Source organism: Paenibacillus sp. FSL H3-0333 (genome assembly GCF_038002805.1).
Lineage (GTDB): Bacteria > Bacillota > Bacilli > Paenibacillales > Paenibacillaceae > Paenibacillus_AQ > Paenibacillus_AQ silagei.
On the sequence record NZ_JBBODG010000001.1, the window covers coordinates 2118199 to 2137290 of the forward strand.

Here is a 19092-nt window from a genome sequence, read left to right on the forward strand (position 1 = left end):
GTTGTTCCAACTGTTGCCGGATATTCGGTTAAAGAGAATTGCAGCTAATCTATGGAGGCTGACTGCTATTTTGGCAGCTTGGTCTCCAAATATCCCCTTTAATTTCCCTCTGCGCATTTACAATCCAGATATTTGCAGATTTCCAGTAACATTTGTAACTGACGGGCTTCCAATATATTGATAAAAATATTATGTAAGCGCAGTCTATTTGATGAACTGGGGGAATATTTGTGAAAAAAGTTACTAAGTTAATGCTCGTGGCCGGCATCTCGTTGGCACTTGTCGGGGTAGGGAACAGCGGCGCTCTGAACAATGTCACTTCGGCAGCGAGTGCACCGCTTAAGGTGGGCCGGGTGGAAGCGGCTGCCCATGGCACCAAATGCTTCACCGTAGCGGTTGCTGTAGTCCAGAATGGCGTAATCGTTGCGGCTTCGCTGGATGATTATCAGTTCCTGGGCACCGATGTAGCCACTGGCGTACCGAACTCGGACAAGGATTTTGGCAAGAATTACAAAGACCCTAATATGGTGCTGGCCTCCAAGAAGGCCAACGCCAAATACTACAGTGAGCACATGACGGAAGAAGCCAAATCGACAGTAGCCTATGACAAGAACCTGGCGGCTATCGAGAAATTCGCAACAGGCAAAACTATAAAATCCCTTGAAGCTACACTGACTAACAAAAGCAAAGAGCAAGTTGTTGACGCTGTAAGCGGTGCAACTCTGGTGGATACTCAAGGTTACCTGAAGGCCATTCTAAGTGCGGCCAAAGCTGCAAAATAAACAGCTGTTCCATCATTTAAACGATGTTAACCCCTTTATGGCTGCGGCTGTGGAGGGGTTTTGCTATGCTGTTTCCATTTGTCGACAGACCGGCTTCGCTGTTCAAGAGAGTGGCACCCCTGCAATTATGGGTATAACAGTAATAAGTACAAATACATCAGTATGCGCGAGTATTCATAACTGGGGGGAAGGCCATGAAATGGCAGGGTAGAAGAGGTAGTTCTAATGTGGAAGACCGCAGAGGCCGCGGCGGTGGAGGCGGGGGCAAGCTGATTGGCGGCGGAATCAGCGGGATTGTGATTATAGTGATTGTTACGCTGCTGAGCGGAGGGAATATCGGCGATATTATGGGGAATTTGACTTCAACGGGTTCGGGCACGAACTCAAGTGCCCCTTATGAACAGAGCGCCCAGGAGAAGGAGTTATCCGAGTTCGTATCCGTGGTGCTGGCCGATACCGAGGATGTCTGGTCCGATATCTTCAAGGAGCAGGGGATGACTTATCAGGACCCGACGCTTGTGCTCTACAGCGGCAGCGTGAACTCTGCCTGCGGAACCGCGAGCTCGGCCGTCGGCCCGTTCTATTGCCCGGGGGATGCCAACCTGTATATCGACCTCAGTTTCTATGATGAGCTGCAGCAGCAGTTCAAGGCGCCGGGTGACTTCGCCATGGCGTATGTGATTGCCCACGAGGTGGGTCATCATGTGCAGACGCTGCTGGGCGCTTCCGAGCAGCTGAATTCAGAGCGCCAGCGTCTCAGCGAGACTGAATTCAACAAGGTTCAGGTCCGCTTCGAGCTGCAGGCCGATTATTATGCCGGGGTGTGGGCGCATCATGTTCAGGGCCAGAATCTGCTGGAGGAAGGAGATTTGGATGAGGCGCTGACCGCGGCGAGCGCAGTCGGGGATGATACGATCCAGAAGCGCGCCCAAGGGTATGTGGTGCCCGACAGCTTCACACACGGAACCTCCGAACAACGCAAGCGCTGGTTCTACAAGGGGTTTAACTCCGGCACGATTGCCGGTGGAGATACCTTTAAGGCTGCTGAACTATAGCCGCCGGCATTCCGAAATAGGAACACTAAGAGCCGCCCATCCGCTTGACGGAGAGCGGCTCTTGTTCTTATTAGGGACATTATTATGAGGAGCCGTTTCTGCTCCGCCGGGAAGCTGGAATGTATGCCAAAAACAGCATACAATGTGCTGCCGCGCAGGCGCACGGACCAAATGTATGCCAAAAACAGCATACAATCGGTGCGCCCCCCTTATCCCGGAGTCCTCCGTATAAAATCAGCACTTGTCGTAGATATGCTCTTTATTTCGCTTTTTCTCTCGGCCAGAAGAAGCGGGAGCGGTCTTCTAGAGTCTGGACCCACTCCGCAAAGGTAGCTGGCGGCATGTTACGAAGGCTTGTATGCATTCTGCGATTGTTGTAGAAGTCCATGTACCGGTCCACGGCTTCATAGGCCTCTTCGAACGTCTCGAAGGCCTCTTTGCGGAACAAATCCCGATCGATATTACTGTGGAACGATTCAATAAAAGCATTTAAATCCGGCGTTCGAGGCGGAATGCGTTCATGGGTCATTTCCCAGCTTTCACACATGTCGCCAAACAGATGGCTGACGAACTGTGGGCCATTGTCGGTGCGGATCACCGGGCGTGCGCTGTCAGGGGCGCAGTGTTGCTCCATGGCGCGTCCCAGCGTCTGGCAGGCGTGCTTGGCTTCACACGACGATCCACGGTGGTAGCCGACGATGACACGGGTAAACACATCGATAATACTCAGGACAAAGAAATGCCTGCCCTGGCCCGCCACGTAACCGTACTTAATGTCCATCTGCCAGAGCTGACCCGCCCCTGTAATGACCCGGTTCTCCGGCAGCTTCCGAGGATGCTTAAAACGCTTGTGACGCTGCGGCTGCAGGATATCCAGCGCCTGACACAGCCGGTAGCTTTTCTTGTGATTGAGCCTCAGCCCGTGCTGGTTCCACAAGCACTTGGCCAGCAGTTTGTACCCGTACACGTGCTCCTCTCCAGCGATTAATTCCAGCAGCCATTCCTGGATTTCCTCGTCGCTAATCTTCTCTCCAGACTCGGTCAGGGAATAGCCGGGTACGGATCTTCCGCGCCCCTGGGGTACGGCCTGGGCATCCTGCTTCTTGCGTTTCTTACGGTCGTAATACGTAGACTCTGCTAGCCCCACGTGACGTAGTACCAACGCTGCGGTATTCCCCTGCTTAATGAACATGTCGGCTACCTCGATTTTTTCGGATAAGCAGGGGTTGGCTTTTTTAGCAGTTCACGCAGAATCTCGATCTCTAACTCCTTTTCGCCGAGGATCTTGACGGCCTTCTCGTATTTCTGCTCCACGTCCAGGAGGCGCTTCAGTTCCTCCACCTGCTCCTGGGGATACGGATGATCTTGTTCCCCATGGGTCTCTCGGTAGTCCCTCACCCACTGATTCACCGTCGATGGGGTCACCCCATACTTTCGGGCAACCACCGCTGCCTTAATGCCAGACAACACCTCTTGCGCTGCCTTCTCTCTTGTTCCTGTTAAGTGTCCCATACCGTTCATCCTCCTCCTATATCTAGTCTACATTTTTGTGGGGGAGGACTCCAACTTCTTTAGGGGGCTGTGGAGCAATGTGCTGCCGCGCAGGCGCACGGACCAAATGTATGCCAAAAACAGCATACAATGTGCTGCCGCGCAGGCGCACGGGCCGAATGTATGCCAAAAACAGCATACAATGTGCTTCCGCGCAGGCGCACGGATCAAATGTATGCCAAAAACAGCATACAATTTGGCGGGTTCTGCCCGTCCCTCCCACGCAGTTCCCCCTGCGCGGGAACATGTGCTTACGGCTGCACATCATTCCGGTAAGACAGACGGTTGCGGCCAAGCTTCTTGGACTCCAGCAGGAGCTGGTCGGCGTAGACATACCCTTTTTCCATAGAGGTCTTCTGGTCCGGGTCTGCCTTATAGTAAAAGAGTCCGAAGGATGCCGAATAGGGCACGCGGATGATCTGCTCCTCGAATTCTGCACTTACGGTGTGACCGTGAAGGCTGTCCAGAATCTCCTGAATCTGCGTCCTGCACTCCTCGAAGGTCTTGTCCCTTAGGAAGAGCGTGAACTCTTCCCCGCCGCTGCGGAACAGAATATCCTGCTCCTGCAGATGCTTCTGCAGCGTCTTGGCAAAATGAACAATGACCCGGTCACCAACGGCGTGGTTGTAGCTGTCATTGATTTTTTTGAACCGGTCGATATCCGCCACTACAATCCCGATGTACTCCCCGCCCTGGTTCAGCTCCTTCATCATCTTGTCCATATGCGCCCGGTTATAGGTTCCGGTCAGGAAGTCGCGGTAAGCCATCTGCTCGAATTTGTCGCGTTCATACTTGTGCTGGGCACTCTGCGACTTCGAATAGAACGAGATACTGACTACATAGTTGAGCAGGAACAGGGCGATCAGCATCTCCCATTTCTCCATTTGCAGCAGCCGCAGCAGCAGAGCATTACTAAGAGCCACCTTGCTGAAATCCAGCAGATTCCGGCTTCGGAACAGTAGGTTCCTCGCTTCCCGGCGTGTCTTGATATCTCCCGACAAGGCAAAGGTCAGCACCAGGAAGGTGGAGGACAGCAGGGTGGTAACGCAGACCACGAGCAGGAACAGCAGCCAGTATCCGAGCGGAAGCTTGTCCGCCAGGGGAGAGAGCGCCGTATACAGATAGTACGCAGCAGAGCCGCCCAGTGTGAACGAACCGATATTGTAGAAGGTATCCAGGAACTCTCCGGGATCGGCGGTTTTTGTTTTCTTTTTATAGAAATATACGATGAACCGGTATATAGTCTCGAACAGGAGCGTGCCGAGCGGACCGGCAAAAATCCCGAAGGAGGAGGTATAGCTGATGGCGTAATCGATCGTAGAATTCCCGCTCCGGGTTACTATCCGCAATTGGAAGTAGATGCTGGAGAAGATAGTGTATAGCAGCAGTGCTTTTATATAGGTAACGTCCAGGACTACAGCATGCGCGGGAATGAAGGCTATAGCCAGGGATGCGACAAATAGAAAAAGGTCAAATACCCTCGCTTTTGACATGTCGGAAATTTCCTTTCAGGATTTATACCGATTATACCCGAAAAGATGATTCTTGATTAAAAGATATTTTTGAAATTTGCAGAGAATGACCATATATCCCTTTCCGCCTGCCCGCAGCCTACATATACTATTCTGATTAGGGTGGAGCAGACTGCTCCTGCACCTAAATACATCTATAGCCGGGGAGAGGAATGCATGAAGATATTGCTGGTCACCTACTGGGGCCTCACCAATATGGGCGGAATTTGGACGTATATGAAGCAGCTGGCTGACAAGCTGGGCGAGCAGGGCCATTCCGTTACACTGATGGGCAGCCATGTGGAGAACAATACATTGTATTTGCTCAACCGGACGGAGTCTTTTGATAAAAAAGCCTTCTATTCGCTGCTGCTGCCCCAGCTTGATATCGGCCGGTTCCCCTCGCTGCATCTGGAGCATGGCATCTTCAGCTTTGAGCTGGGGCGTTACGTATTCGAGGGCGGCGCCGCTGTGCTGGGGCTGGAGGAATATGATGTCATTCATGCCCAGGACCCTATAGCCTCATATGCGATACGGCGGATCATGCGCCGTCCTGTTCCGCTGGTCGCAAGTGTTCATGGGGCATTGACCAAGGAGACCTACTATGAGTACAAGGGGCTTGAGCCCGGACTGACCCGGGAGGCCTATGAGCAGCGGCCGATCTGGAGCTATTTCCGCAGGCTTGAGACATTGGGTGCCCAGGCGGCTGACCAGATTCTGGTCTCTTCGGAGTGGATCGGACAGCTTACGCAGAGCCTGGGGGTCAGCCCGGACCGTATTCATACCTTGCCGTACGGGCTGGACCTGCATCAATATGCAGCCCGGGCCGCAGAGACGCCGCCGCTTCAATTTGCAGAAGGAATCCCTGTGATCATGTATGCCGGACGCCTTGAATATATCAAAGGCGTCCATGTGCTGATAGAGGCGCTAGGCATTCTGCAGCAGCGCTGTCAGCAGTGGATCTGTGCGGTGGCCGGAATCGGGAGCCTCCTGGAGGAGCTCATGGAGCAGGCCCGCCTGCTGGGTATCGCGGGGAAGGTCCATTTCACAGGGAAGCTTAACAATATTCCGGCTGCACTCCGGGCTGCCGACATCTATGTGCAGCCCTCACTCCAGGATACGCAGCCCTTCTCGGTTACAGAAGCGCAGCTTGCCGGGATCGCGCCGATTGTCGCTGGAACCGCAGGCATGCCGGAGATGGTCCGGCAGGGAGAGACGGGCTGGATTGTTCCTCCCGGAGATGCCGCTCAGCTCGCCCTGCAGATGGAGCAGCTGCTGGGGGATGAGGAGCTGAGAAGACGCACCGGCCTCCAGGCTAAGCACTGGGCAGAGCAGACCCGTTCGCTGGATGTCATGGCTGCGGGTACGCTGCATGTATACCAGAGAGCGGTCAATCTGCGGGCGGGCCGGCCGGGAATTCCGGATCATCTCCGGTTTGAGGAAGAACCGGGCGCGGGTGCGCTGCCGGCAGCTTTTCATCCGGCAGATGTGCTTAACCAGTGTGATCCGGGGAATCCGCTTGCCGTAACGATGCGTGTCAAGCTTCCGCAGCACTACTCTATTCCTGATGCACGTACGGCCCTTCCTCCCCTGGGATAGGCGCTGTCCGCAATTGAAGCGGCAAAGTTGTCATGCCTGCCTGATTGAAGCATATACATGTGGGGAGTAACATTTTGGGCTTATACTCTGGGCTTGTCTCAGGGATAGATTATGCCAAGAAGGAGGACATTTCCCGTGTTTGACCAGTCCCATGGCTTGCGGTTTGATATTTATGAACGCATTCACCTTTCGGAAGAGCTTCCGGGAATAGCAGAGCTGGAGGAAGTCGAGCTGGTTCCCGACATCCAGGTCATCCAGCGGGAGGACCGTGCCGAGCTGCACGGACAGCTGCTGCTCACCGGACTCTACCGGGGGGAGGATGACCTTACACAGCGTCTGGAGCATGCAATTCCTGTTGAAATCACTGTTCCGCTGACCCGGGTCAGCTCACTTGATGACATAGGGGTGGAGATCGAGAATTTCGATATTGATCTGCTGACGATGCGAACCGTCAACATTACCGGAGTGCTCTCGCTGCGCGGAATCGGAAGTGCAGATGTACAGCCGGCCTGGCAGCAGGAGGAATACACGGTAGCGTATTCGCCGGAGGCAGGAGACAGCAGGGCGGCTGAGGAGCAAATCCGCAATCCGGAGAATGACACCCTGTATGAGAATTCGCTCTGGACCTATGGCGAAGGGACTGCAGAGGGCTCTGCGGAAGATCAGAACTCCGCTGGTCCGGCTGAGGCAGCAGCTGAGCCGCTGTACGCGGAAGATACTTCTTACAGCCAGCCCGCAGCCTATCTCTCCACACCCCTGAAGGACAAGGAACCCAGAGTAAGGACCCATAGCCTGGATACGGCTTCTTCGGCAGGCAGCAAGCCGGCGGCTGATAAGGCCTCCGCTCACTTCCTCACCTCCAGAGAGAAGACGGCACCAGCGGCTGTGAACGGCTCGGTTCAGGAGGACACGACGCTTCAGACAGGCACCGCTGCCTTGAACACTGTGGATCATTGGGGCAATGCGAAGCTTCATGCCGTGTCGCAGCCGGAGCCGGTGCTTACCTCCGCTGCCAACGATGCTGCTGCGCTGTTTGAAGGGAACGAAGGAGGGGAGGCGGCAGAAGAGATCCAGGCCACAGACAATGAAGTCTTCCTGTCTGCGGAATCTTTGTCTCCCCAGGAGGAGAAGCAGGATCTCAAGGTTGCCCTTGGCAGCAAAAAAGAACCGGGAGCCGCCGAGCAGGAGCCACTCACCTTCTCCTCGCTGCTCAGCGCAAGCCGCGCCAACAGAGAGCAGGAGGAGCTGCTCTCGGGCAATATAGACTCTGTAGCGCAGGCTGTTCCTGAGGCAGGCAATGATACAGCGTGGAAGAGCCGGTTCATCGGCGGGATGGGCGGGACAGAGCTGTTCCGCAAGGTACGGCTCTGCATCGTGCAGCGGGAAGAGACGCTGGATACCATAGCCGAGAAATACCAGCTAAGCACCCGGGAGCTGACTATGTATAACCGCCTGTCCGGTCAGATTGTAGAAGAGGGACAGGTATTATACATTCCTTGAGATTGATGGTGTGCGGAGAATTCAGGCTTAACAGGAACAGCCCTTGCCTTACGGATGGGGCTGTTTCTGTTTCTTTGTGAAATCCGCTTCTGGTTTACAAACCGTTCAGCCAAGGGTAATAGTCACTACCGGCCTACATACATTACACATTCAGGCAGCTATGCGCTGGTACACTACTTCTGGAAGGATGATAACTCACATGAAGAGAAAAGTGGCAGCCACTGCGGCCGCACTAAGCTTGACGCTCACAGTCTCGGCCGGTGTCTACGCCGCCAGTAATCTGCAGGAGATCAAGGCGCTCCTGAACAACAAAATCGGGATCGTCGTGAACGGCCAGGCGTACACGCCCAAAGACGGCAACGGCAAAACCCTTGCCCCGATTACCTACAACGGCATCACTTATCTGCCTGTACGCTCCATCGGCGAAGCGCTGAACACTGCTGTTACTTACGATGCTGCAACCAGCCGGGTCATCATCGGTGATGCTGCAGCTCCGGCTGTCTCCTCCGGCGGCTCGTCCACTGGAACACCAGCAGATTCTGTGAAGCGGCCGAAGAGCCTGCCGGCGGATTTCCCGCTTCCGGCGGATGCGAAGATATTTGATCTGATTGAAGGCTCGGCGACCGGTAAGCCGTCCGCAACCTTCAGCTACCGTACGAAGCAGAGCCTGGAGACGCTCGGCAATACGTACAAGGACTATTTTGTACAAAAAGGGGCAACCTCCAAGTCTGAGGAAGTCTCCGCCTCAGCCTTCTCGATTATTGATGCCGGAAGCACATTCTCTGTTACGCTGGATGGCGCTCCCGGAACGGGCAGCCATCAGGGCTTCAATGTGGTTCAAGTGATCTGGAGCGGGGAGTAGGCATCAATGTACGTCTGCTGCGCGCCCTTTGTGTATATGCTGGTTGACTAGGGATTACACTGAATGTATTATTGAACTAAGTAATAACTAGCATAAAGACTGGGAACGGGAAGAGTAGGCGGTCAGCCCTTCAGAGAGCGGGATTATCATTGGTGTGAATTCCCGCAGGATGCAGCCCCCGAAGTCGCCCCGGAGTTGCCCTTCTGAGCTTGTCTTCATCATGAAGACGGGTTAGGATGCGGCCGGTTGCAGCCGTTACCCTGCATGAGTGTCGCGCTAAGCTTCAGGAACCTGTAAGGGAACTTAAGGCAGTGGTTTATTTTTTATTGGCGCGAAACAAAGGTGGTACCGCGAAAGAATGGCCTTTCGTCCTTTGAGACGAAGGGCCTTTTTGTATTCTCAGAAACCGCTAGCTACTCAATACATTTAACAGTGGAGGGTTAACAATGGCTGATAACAACAATGCAGCAGCAGAGCTGCCGAACGAACAGGAAGCGGCAGAAGCTACCGCTTCAGCTAATCACAAGCAGAGCGACATGCCGACTACATATGATCCGGGAGCGGCAGAGAAGAAATGGTATGCGTACTGGATGGAGAAGGGCTTCTTCGAAGCCGGCAAGCGGCCGGATGCGGAGCCTTACAGCATCGTGATTCCGCCGCCGAATGTAACAGGAATGCTGCATATCGGACATGCGCTGGATTTCACGCTTCAGGATGTGCTGATCCGCACCAAGCGGATGCAGGGATATGATACCCTGTGGCTGCCGGGTACGGACCATGCAGGGATTGCTACACAGACCAAGGTAGAGCAGAAGCTGCGCCAGCAGGGAATCTCCCGCCATGATCTGGGACGCGAGAAGTTCCTGGAGCAGGTGTGGGCCTGGAAAGACCAGTATGCAGAGACAATTCATGACCAGTGGGCTAAGATGGGCCTGTCCCTCGATTACTCCCGCGAACGCTTTACCTTTGATGATGGAATGAAGAAGGCGGTAAGCAAGGTATTTGTGGAGCTGTATCAGAAGGGCCTGATCTATCGCGGCAAGCGGATTATTAACTGGGACCCGGCTGCCCGTACAGCGCTGTCGGATATCGAGGTTGAATACAAGGAAGTGAACGGGCATCTGTACCATCTGCGTTATCCGCTGAAGGATGGCAGCGGCCATATCACGGTGGCTACCACGCGGCCCGAGACGATGCTGGGTGATACAGCGGTAGCGGTACATCCGGAGGATGAGCGCTATAAGGATCTGATCGGTAAGACGCTGATTCTGCCGGTTACCTTACGTGAGATTCCGGTTATTGCCGATGAATACGTAGATAAGGATTTCGGCAGCGGTGCAGTTAAGATTACACCGGCGCATGATCCGAACGACTTCGAGATGGGAGTCCGCCATAACCTTCCGCAGATCAACGTAATGGATGAAGGCGGAGTGATGAATGAGGAAGCGGGCGCTTACCAGGGAATGGACCGCAGCGACTGCCGTAAGGCCATCGTAGCCGACCTGAAGGAGCAAGGTGTGCTGATCTCCATTGAGGATCATGTACACCAGGTTGGGCACAGTGAGCGTTCCGGGGCCGTAGTAGAGCCTTATCTGTCCACCCAGTGGTTCGTCAAAATGCAGCCGCTGGCAGAAGCAGCCATCGCTGCACAGAAGGACGGTGACGGGGTCCACTTCGTGCCGGACCGCTTCGAGAAGACGTACCTGAACTGGATCGAGAATGTCCGCGACTGGTGTATCTCCCGCCAACTGTGGTGGGGCCACCGTATTCCGGCCTGGTACTCTGAATCCACCGGGGAGCTTGTAGTTGCACATGATGAAGAAGAAGCACGCCGCATCAGCGGGCTGTCCGACCTGAAGCAGGATGAGGATGTTCTGGATACCTGGTTCAGCTCGAACCTCTGGCCGTTCGCTACCTTAGGCTGGCCTGATCAGGACAGCAGCGACTATCAGCGTTACTATCCGAACAATGTACTGGTTACCGGCTACGATATCATCTACTTCTGGGTAGCGCGCATGATTTTCTCAGCCATGGAATTCACTGGCCAGAAGCCGTTCTCCGATGTGCTGATGCACGGACTCGTACGCGATGCCGAAGGACGCAAGATGTCCAAGTCTCTGGGCAACGGTATTGATCCGCTGGATGTTATCGAGCAGTACGGCGCTGACGCCATGCGCTATATGATTACTACCGGCAGCACAGCGGGCCAGGATCTGCGGTTCCGTATGGAAAAGGTAGAGCAGGCGCGTAATTTTGCCAACAAGATCTGGAATGCCTCCCGGTTCGCGCTGATGAATCTGGAAGGCGTAGCCTTTGAAGATATTGACATTACAGGTGAGCTTGGCACAGCGGACCGCTGGATTCTGCACCGCCTGAACGAAACTTCCCGCGATATTACGCGTCTAATTGACTCGTACGAGTTCGGCGAGACCGGGCGCCTGCTCTACAACTTCATCTGGGATGATCTGTGTGACTGGTATATCGAATTCGCCAAGCTCTCTTTATACGGAGCGGACGCAGCTGCCAAGGCCAAGACCCAGTCTGTTCTCGCTTACGTGCTGGACCGCACACTGCGGCTGATCCACCCGTTCATGCCGTTCATTACGGAGGAGATCTGGCAGCATCTGCCGCATCAGGGCGAATCCATCACCTTGGCCGAGTGGCCGAAGTACGATGCGGCGCTTGAGAATCCGCAGGCAGTATCAGAGATGAACCTGCTGATGGATATTATCCGGGCCGTTCGCGGTATCCGTGCGGAAGTGAATGCGCCAATGAGCAAGAAGGTCGAGCTGATTATCAAGGCCGGCAGCCAGGACACCCTGGACATTATTTCCCGCAACGACAATTACATCGGGCGCTTCTGCAACACCTCTTCCTTCGAAGCAGGCCTTGCGCCGCAGACGCCGGATAAAATGATGTCCGCCGTGGTTACCGGAGCGGAGCTGCTTCTGCCGCTGTCCGGTCTGATTGATATCGATCAAGAGATTATTCGTCTCGAAAAAGAAGTTCAGACCCTGAACAGCGAAGTGGAGCGTGTGGAGAAGAAGCTCAGTAATCAGGGCTTTGTGGCCAAAGCTCCGGCGAAAGTCATCGAAGAGGAACGGGCGAAGCAGGCGGATTATTCCGACAGACGTGAGAAGGTGCTGGCCCGTATTGCAGAACTGAGAGGATAACAGACATGGAAGAGATCACCCGGAGCGGCGCTGCCGCTCCCTTAAGTTCTTATACAGAAGCTGTAGACTGGATCAACAGCCTGATTCCTTTTGGAATCCGGCCGGGTCTGGAGCGGATAGAGCTGCTAATGGAGAAGCTCGGACATCCGCACCGGAAGCTTAAGTTCATTCATGTGGCGGGGACCAACGGCAAGGGCTCGACCTGCGCCTTTTTGACCTCGGCCCTTATTCAGAGCGGATATTCGGTGGGGACCTTCACCTCTCCTTATATCACGAAGTTCACGAACCGGTTCCAGTACAACGGGACGGATATTCCTGAGGAGACGCTGCTTGCGCTTGCCAATCAGCTGCGTCCGCTGGTCCGGGAGATTGCGGGCACTGAGCTGGGCTCACCGACCATGTTCGAGGTGGCGACGGCGCTCGCGATTCTCTATTACGGCGAAGTCTGTTATCCCGATGTAGTCGTATGGGAGACGGGGCTTGGGGGAAGGCTGGATGTAACGAATATTGTTACTCCGGTTGTGTCGGTCATTACCAATGTGGGACATGACCATACCGATGTGCTGGGAGATACGCTTACGCTGATTGCCGGCGAGAAGGCCGGGATTATTAAGCCGGGTGTTCCTGTAGTCAGCTGTGTGAGCCAGCCCGAAGCTGTAGCTGTATTGAAGGCCAAGGCAGTGGCTACCCGTTCGACACTCTATTTAGCCGGAGAAGATTTCAGCTATAGTAATGTTGAGCAGAGAGACGGCTGCCAGCACTTTACCTTCAATGGGCCATTCCGGGGAATTGAGCTGGATATTGCTATGAAAGGCGAGCACCAGCTGGAGAATGCGGCCGGGGCCATGATGACGCTTGAGGTGCTGCGGCAGTATATGGCCTTCATGCTGGAGGACGAGGATGTGCTGGAGGGCTTCCGGGGCACATTTTGGGCCGGAAGACTGGAGGAAGTGAGCGTCTCGCCCAGAATTATTCTGGACGGCGCGCACAATCCGGAAGGGGCTGAGAGCCTTGCGAAGAGCCTTCCACAGTTCCAGCCTTACGGTAAATTAAATTTGCTCATGGGGATGCTGGCAAATAAGCATCACGAGTCGTATCTCAAGCATATACTGCCTATAGTGGATACGCTCATCCTGACCGAACCCGATTTCCGTAAGAAGATGGACGCGGAAGATCTGCAGGCGATCGCAGAAAGTCTGCGGGATAAATATGCCAAGGAAAACTTGGAAATCATAGTAGAACGTAATTGGGGCCAAGCGCTGCAGAAGCTGCAGACGATCACAGCGGACGATGACCTCGCGGTTGTGTCCGGAACGCTGTATTTGATTTCTGATGTGCGCAGTACGCTTTTACGGCAACCCGATTCTGAAAAAGGCTGGTGACGAACTGTTGGATACTACTGAACGTGTGCATTTTATAGGGATCGGCGGCTATGGTATGAGCGCGATTGCCCGGGTGATGCTGGAGATGGGATATACAGTTACAGGCTCTGACGTAGCTGCCCAGGAGTTAACGGAGAAATTGATTGCCAAAGGTGCCAAGGTCTTCATCGGGCATACGGCGGAGCAGGTAAAAGGCGCGGATCTGGTCGTCTATTCCACGGCGCTTGCCGCGGATAATGTGGAATGGGTGGAAGCGGAGCGTTTGAAAATTCCGATTCTGCACCGCTCGCAGATGCTGGCCCGGCTGCTGAATGAACGCAAGGGCGTTGCAGTGGCCGGAGCGCACGGCAAGACTACCACCTCTTCCATGATTGCTCTGGTGATGGAAGACTGCGGCGTGGACCCTACCTACATTATCGGCGGGGAGATTATGAATGTCGGCACGAATGCCAAAGCGGGACAAGGGGAATTCGTCGTGGCAGAAGCCGATGAGAGTGACGGCTCGTTCCTGCAATACCATCCTTGGCTGGGAATCGTTACGAACATAGAAGCTGACCATCTGGAGAACTACGGCGGCGACTTCGGCAAGCTGAAGGATGCTTATGTTCAGTTCATGAATCAGCTGCGCGAGGACGGGACAGCTATCGTATGTGCGGATGATGAGAATCTGAAATCCCTGCTGCCTAAGGTAAAAGGTACAGTGATCAGCTATGGGATCGAATCAGAGACGGCTGATTATACAGCGACTGATATTGTTCTCGGCGACCGGCAGGTATCCTATACGATGAACCATGGAGCTGAGGTGTTAGGCCGGATTGAGCTCTCTATTCCCGGACAATACAATCTGTATAACTCTATGGCGGCAGTGATTTCCTGCCTGAAATCGGGCATTGCCTTTGAAGCCATTGCGGCTGCGATTGTGAAGTTCCACGGCGCCAAACGGCGCTTCCAGGTGCTGGGCGAGGTTGACGAGATTCTCGTCATTGATGATTATGCTCATCATCCCACAGAGATTCAGGCTACGATCAGCGCCGCCAAGGCAACCGGCAAACGCATTATCGCCGTGTTCCAGCCGCAGCGCTACACGCGTACCTTCTTCCTGCTGGATGCGTTCAGCCGTGCGTTCAGCGAGGCGGACGAAGTGATTATTACCGATATCTACTCCCCTGCGGGTGAGAAGCAGATTGAGGGCGTCACCTCCGCCAAGCTGGTAGAGCTGATCGTACAGAACAGCAACGCCGGTGCGCGGCATCTGCCGACGAAGGAAGCTGTGCTGGCAGATCTGCAGAACCGGATTGCTCCCGGTGATCTGGTCATCACCATGGGTGCAGGCGATATCTGGAAGGTCGGTTATGCACTGGCAGACAGCCTGAAGAACCGGTAAGATAGCATCGCATTGATTACAGAAACGGCTCCACATTCCTTTAATAGGGAGTGTAGGGCCGTTTTTTTGCATACGAAGTTACTATATTCCCTATAGAATCGCAGGATTGAGCGCCAGCTCGGCAGCGGGGAAGGAACTGCGTGGAGCACCCGAACTTGGGTAATAGATCCTAGATGTCCCGGGCAGTCCAGGGCGAATTGATCATTGGAGAGTAGGAGAAGAGGCCATGAAGGAACCGTTGCTATTCATTTCCGCAGAGAATCCATATCCGCAGGATAGCGGGGGCAAGCTGAGAACAGGCAATATTCTGAAGCTTCTGCAGGGCAAATATGAGGTGGAGCTCATCACCTATGCCAATCCCCGGAAGACAGGGACGCCGGAGGGACTTCCGTCACTTACAGTGTATGAAATAGAGCGTACGGTCAGCTACCGCAGAGCGCTTCTTCGTTCCCTCTATACCTGGCGGAACTGCTCGTATATGAGCCATGTCGATGTGGACATGAAGGCGAAGATTATGGAGCTCTGCAGCCGGAATTCCTACGGTCATGTATTTATTTCGCACAGCCTGCTGGGCTGCTGCATCGACATTGTACAGCGCTGCTTGCCTGACATTGTGATCATTACCGATGCGCATAATTTCGAGAGCGGACTGTCTGCACAGCTGGCAGGCGGCAAAAAGGGGATCGCCAAGGTCTACTATTTCCTTAATGCTATATGGACGCGCAGGGATGAGCTGAAGCTGATGGACAAGACTAATCTGCTGCTGACTACTTCGGAAGAGGATGCTCTGGCCTTCAAGGCACTGGCTCCAAGCCGGTCGCAGAAGGTTCATGTCATTCCCAATTTCATACGCATGGAGGATTACCGGACCAAGACGCAGCTGTCCCACGAGCAGTGGATTATTCTTCCGGGTAATATGAACTACTTCCCTAACATTAACGCAGCCCTCTACTTCTACCGTGAGGTATATCCTCTGGTTAAGGCGAGAGTACCGGACATTAAGTGGTATATTGTCGGACGGGATGTGCATCCGGAGGTAGCGGCACTGGCCTTGAAGGATTCCTCTATCGTCATCACCGGGTATGTGGACAGTGTGGCGGATTATATACGCAAGGCGCAGGTGGTCGTAGCTCCGCTCTTGGAAGGCAGCGGGACAAGGCTGAAAATTCTGGAGGCCTGGGCGCTGAGGACTCCTGTCGTATCCAGTTCCAAGGGGGCAGAAGGGCTGCTCTATGAGCATTTGCGGAATATTATGATTGCCGATGACCCGGTTTCCTTTGCCGATAGTGTGACACTGCTGCTTCAGGATCATGAAAGAGGAGTAGTGCTCGCGGACCGTGCATACGAGACTCTGCTGGCAAATTATGAGGCGAAAAGTGTCAAGGATAAGCTGCTTCGTCTGGTCTGAAGGGATATGGAAGGTGAAATAATTATTTTTCCCCATAAATCGACAACCTTCTCAGGGGGAATGCGTTACTATAGATCTACATCGAAAGTTTCACATTTCTGGGCTGGATGTCATCCGGCCTTTTTTGTTTCGTACATATTCATACACATTTACATAGAACCAAGGAGCTATAGCCATGAGAGAGAGAATGCTGTTCCTTTCTGCCCGTAGTCACACACCGGGAGACCGGGAAGGAGACATCAGAACAGAGAATTTCCTTAATATGCTGCTGGAGCGGTTTGATATTGATCTGCTGGAGTATTGCTACCACCGCCGCGAGACGCAGATTCTGCGCAGTCCTGCCCTGACCGTGCATCAGGTGAAGCGGCCTGCGTCCACCCGCAGAAGCCTGCTGTTTCCGCTGAACAGGCTCCGCAAGGATGCCTCGATGATCGGCAATGACAAGTCGCTGCGCGCGGTAATTACCGAGATGTGCAGCCAGCATGCCTACAGCCATGTGTTTGTCTCGTATGCCATGCTCGGCAATGGGCTGGATCTGGTCGCCTCGCTGCTTCCCGGGGCTGTTATCGTCACCGACGCCCGCCGTGCCGGTGGCATACGGGTGCAGAGCCGGGCGGCTGGCAAGCGGGGAATAAGTACAGGCTACCGCAAGCTGAATGATGCGCTGATCCGCCGCGAAGAGCGCCGGTTAATGAACAAGACCAGCCTGCTGCTGGCCGCTTCAGAAGAAGAGGCGCTGTCCTTTAAGGCGCTATCCTTTGCCGATGCAGGTAAGGTGCATGTTGTTCCGCCGTACATTAATTTGAGTGAACCCCCTTATGCGGCTCCGGGAGATACTGCCAAGGATAACTCCATCGTTCTGCACTGGGACATGCATTCCACTGACGGCAAGAATGCAGCGCTGCTGTTCATCAAGAAGGTATATCCGCTGATTCAGGCGGCGGTGCCGGATATCCGCTGCTGCATTATTAGCAGAGAGGTGCATGCAGAGGTCGCAGCTGCCGTCCGGAAGGACTCTTCTATTTCAATTATCAGTGAAGCTATACAGACAGCCGATTATATCCGCAGGGCCAGAGCTGTGGTTGCCTCATGCTGCGAAGACTGCGGCGCTCAGAGCAGCATTCTGGAGGCCTGGGCCCTCCGCACGCCGGTGGTCAGCAGCCTGAAGGGCTCGGAGGAGCTGATCTGCGAGCCGGGGCGGAATATCCTGCTGGCAGGAACAACGGCTGGCACTGCCGATCATCTGATCAGGCTGCTGACCACGCCGGAGCTTGGCTCCATTATTGCAGATCAGGCCTACCGGACACTGAGCAGGCATTATGCAGCAGACGGCGTGAAGGCGAAGCTGCTTAGTCTGGTGTAAATATATTAAAATAGCATATCTCTCTCGCATCTTTCATATCTTTCAGTATAGAACTGAAGATCGCGAGGTGAGGGTATTGAATAACGGAAGAATGACATTCCGCTTCGACGGGAACCAGGGCAGACAGCGGACAGAGACGGCAGAGCGCCGGGAAGTGAACGAAACCGGTGTGGTTCTGGAAAATAAGGACACTGACAAGGTGCAGCGCGGGGAAATTAAGACATCCTCCTATTCCAAGGCTGATGAATATATTGTGGATCTGGAGAAGGTGGAGTTGCCCCGGCCTGTAGAGGCAGCTTACTTGAAGCCCCCGGGCTCCGGCCGCCGGAAACTGAAAGCTCCTGAGGATAACTATGATTTGGGACTGTATTCTGTTGTCCGTCCTGCTTCTGCAAGGCATCTATGGGAAGAGAGTGAAGATTCGGAGGATCATTCCTTCTATGGAGGGGCAGATGAAGAAGGTCTGCATTCAGCAGATGAGTACTACCCGCTGTATGAAGATAACCGTGAATCCGCTACAGACAGTCATGATCCATCCGGAGCTCAAGGGAATAGCTACGGCGGCTCTTATCATACCCGCCGTCCCTCGTATTGGTGGAAGTTCGCACTGTCCGTCGCTGGAGCGCTGGGAACGGGAATTCTGCTCGGATACGCAGCCCTGTCGTTCATCACAGGAGGGACGGGGGAGACTGCTAAAGCTCCCGGCGATGCAGCGGTTAAGACGGGAATCACTCAGGGGCAAAAGGCGGCAAACAGCGGTAACGCAGCAGATATTACGGGCGTGCCTCCTGAGCAGACGGGAGAAGCGGTGAGCACGCAGATTCCGGTTCAGGTTGCGCCGCAGAGCTATTATCTGCTGCAATATGGCGTCTTCAGTACACCGGCAGGAGCGGAGCAGGCCCGGCAGGAGCTGCTGACCGCCGGCCTTGCCGCAGGTCTTGACCCGGCAGACGGCAACCGTGTGTACGCCGGATTGTCTCCTGACCGTGAGCAGGCCAAGCTGCTCAGCAATGGCCTTAAGGGGCAGGGCATCGAGCTGTACGTGAGAGAAGTGGCCCTGCCAGCGGTGAACCAGGTCCGCTATACCGGAATGGCGGCGGCGGTGGACAGCTACTTCAAGCTTAGCAGCCAGCTGTTAAGCGAGCTCAGCAGCTTGTCTGCTTCCCTGCTTGGCGGGGGGGACAGCGGGAACGCTGGCGGAGCGGTAAGCGATCTCCATATGCAGTGGACCCAGGCAGTCAAGGCACTGGAGCCGGGCCTCACACCGGAAGGGCAGAGAATCGCTGACGGGCTGGAGAAATCCATGAGCCAGGGGATAGCCGCCCTGAACGAATACAATAAGAATAAGGCGGAGGGGCTGCTCTGGGAGGTGCAGGAGGCCATGATGAGCTTCCTGACCGGCCAGAAAAGCCTGTTGTCCGCCATGAGCTGACAGCTGAGGCGTAATTCACCGCTGACTATAGGCTAAATAAATGATCCCCCGTACCAGGCTTTTGCCGGGCGGGGGATTGATGTATTTCCA

14 protein-coding genes and 1 other annotated feature are annotated in these 19092 nt (G+C 54.5%); of the genes, 11 read left to right on the forward strand and 3 right to left on the reverse strand.

Translation table 11 applies throughout. The features are described 5' to 3' along the window. The first annotated feature begins 230 nt into the window (after positions 1–230). On the forward strand, positions 231–782 hold the full coding sequence (locus MHH78_RS09455; protein ID WP_036725930.1) for a hypothetical protein: 552 nt from the start codon (positions 231–233) through the stop codon (positions 780–782). 194 nt (positions 783–976) lie between these two features. Further along, positions 977–1837 (forward strand): KPN_02809 family neutral zinc metallopeptidase, encoded by an 861-nt coding sequence (ypfJ, locus tag MHH78_RS09460; RefSeq protein ID WP_341167246.1) that lies wholly within the window; start codon positions 977–979, stop codon positions 1835–1837. A 259-nt stretch (positions 1838–2096) separates the two neighbouring features. On the opposite strand, the gene MHH78_RS09465 is transcribed toward ypfJ, so the two are convergent. From MHH78_RS09465 to MHH78_RS09475, 3 genes are all read right to left on the reverse strand, one after another. After that, positions 2097–2999 (reverse strand): IS3 family transposase, encoded by a 903-nt coding sequence (locus MHH78_RS09465; RefSeq protein ID WP_341167247.1) that lies wholly within the window; start codon positions 2997–2999, stop codon positions 2097–2099. Between the two features lie 35 nt (positions 3000–3034). Then, positions 3035–3349, reverse strand: coding sequence for a helix-turn-helix domain-containing protein (locus MHH78_RS09470; protein WP_339310606.1), 315 nt, complete (start codon positions 3347–3349; stop codon positions 3035–3037). Between the two features lie 290 nt (positions 3350–3639). Next, positions 3640–4881, reverse strand: coding sequence for a GGDEF domain-containing protein (locus MHH78_RS09475; protein ID WP_341167248.1), 1242 nt, complete (start codon positions 4879–4881; stop codon positions 3640–3642). A 195-nt stretch (positions 4882–5076) separates the two neighbouring features. On the opposite strand from MHH78_RS09475, the gene MHH78_RS09480 reads away from it, so the two are divergent. The 9 genes from MHH78_RS09480 to MHH78_RS09520 all read left to right on the forward strand — a co-directional run bounded on the left by MHH78_RS09480 (position 5077) and on the right by MHH78_RS09520 (position 19002). Beyond that, positions 5077–6498: a glycosyltransferase family 4 protein gene (locus tag MHH78_RS09480; RefSeq protein ID WP_341167249.1), complete on the forward strand. Its 1422-nt coding sequence runs from the start codon at positions 5077–5079 to the stop codon at positions 6496–6498. Positions 6499–6633: 135 nt separating this feature from the next. Then, positions 6634–7998, forward strand: a complete 1365-nt coding sequence (locus MHH78_RS09485; protein WP_076079443.1) for a LysM peptidoglycan-binding domain-containing protein — start codon at positions 6634–6636, stop codon at positions 7996–7998. 199 nt (positions 7999–8197) lie between these two features. Continuing rightward, positions 8198–8860, forward strand: coding sequence for a stalk domain-containing protein (locus MHH78_RS09490; protein WP_051478057.1), 663 nt, complete (start codon positions 8198–8200; stop codon positions 8858–8860). Positions 8861–8952: 92 nt separating this feature from the next. Further along, positions 8953–9237 (forward strand) — a binding site (T-box leader). A gap of 159 nt (positions 9238–9396) precedes the next feature. Further along, positions 9397–12033, forward strand: coding sequence for a valine--tRNA ligase (locus tag MHH78_RS09495; protein WP_076079479.1), 2637 nt, complete (start codon positions 9397–9399; stop codon positions 12031–12033). A 5-nt stretch (positions 12034–12038) separates the two neighbouring features. After that, on the forward strand, positions 12039–13415 hold the full coding sequence (locus MHH78_RS09500; RefSeq protein ID WP_341167250.1) for a bifunctional folylpolyglutamate synthase/dihydrofolate synthase: 1377 nt from the start codon (positions 12039–12041) through the stop codon (positions 13413–13415). Positions 13416–13422: 7 nt separating this feature from the next. Beyond that, the gene (murC, locus tag MHH78_RS09505; protein ID WP_076079445.1) at positions 13423–14799 is read left to right on the forward strand and encodes a UDP-N-acetylmuramate--L-alanine ligase; all 1377 of its coding nucleotides are present in this window, start codon (positions 13423–13425) and stop codon (positions 14797–14799) included. A 226-nt stretch (positions 14800–15025) separates the two neighbouring features. Continuing rightward, positions 15026–16207 carry a glycosyltransferase family 4 protein gene (locus tag MHH78_RS09510; protein WP_341167251.1) on the forward strand — a complete coding sequence of 394 codons (1182 nt, stop codon included), beginning with the start codon at positions 15026–15028 and terminating at the stop codon, positions 16205–16207. 175 nt (positions 16208–16382) lie between these two features. After that, positions 16383–17570, forward strand: coding sequence for a glycosyltransferase (locus tag MHH78_RS09515; protein ID WP_341167252.1), 1188 nt, complete (start codon positions 16383–16385; stop codon positions 17568–17570). Between the two features lie 76 nt (positions 17571–17646). Then, positions 17647–19002 carry an SPOR domain-containing protein gene (locus MHH78_RS09520; protein WP_341167253.1) on the forward strand — a complete coding sequence of 452 codons (1356 nt, stop codon included), beginning with the start codon at positions 17647–17649 and terminating at the stop codon, positions 19000–19002. Positions 19003–19092: the final 90 nt, after the last annotated feature.

Bases quoted from the DNA above. Each gene is read 5' to 3' on its own strand.
- MHH78_RS09490 (WP_051478057.1), top strand. From the start codon at position 8,198: ATGAAGAGAAAAGTGGCAGCCACTGCGGCCGCACTAAGCTTGACGCTC.
- MHH78_RS09510 (WP_341167251.1), top strand. From the start codon at position 15,026: ATGAAGGAACCGTTGCTATTCATTTCCGCAGAGAATCCATATCCGCAG.
- MHH78_RS09515 (WP_341167252.1), top strand. From the start codon at position 16,383: ATGAGAGAGAGAATGCTGTTCCTTTCTGCCCGTAGTCACACACCGGGA.
- MHH78_RS09470 (WP_339310606.1), bottom strand. From the start codon at position 3,349: ATGGGACACTTAACAGGAACAAGAGAGAAGGCAGCGCAAGAGGTGTTG.
- MHH78_RS09500 (WP_341167250.1), top strand. From the start codon at position 12,039: ATGGAAGAGATCACCCGGAGCGGCGCTGCCGCTCCCTTAAGTTCTTAT.
- MHH78_RS09480 (WP_341167249.1), top strand. From the start codon at position 5,077: ATGAAGATATTGCTGGTCACCTACTGGGGCCTCACCAATATGGGCGGA.
- MHH78_RS09475 (WP_341167248.1), bottom strand. From the start codon at position 4,881: ATGTCAAAAGCGAGGGTATTTGACCTTTTTCTATTTGTCGCATCCCTG.
- ypfJ (WP_341167246.1), top strand. From the start codon at position 977: ATGAAATGGCAGGGTAGAAGAGGTAGTTCTAATGTGGAAGACCGCAGA.
- MHH78_RS09495 (WP_076079479.1), top strand. From the start codon at position 9,397: ATGCCGACTACATATGATCCGGGAGCGGCAGAGAAGAAATGGTATGCG.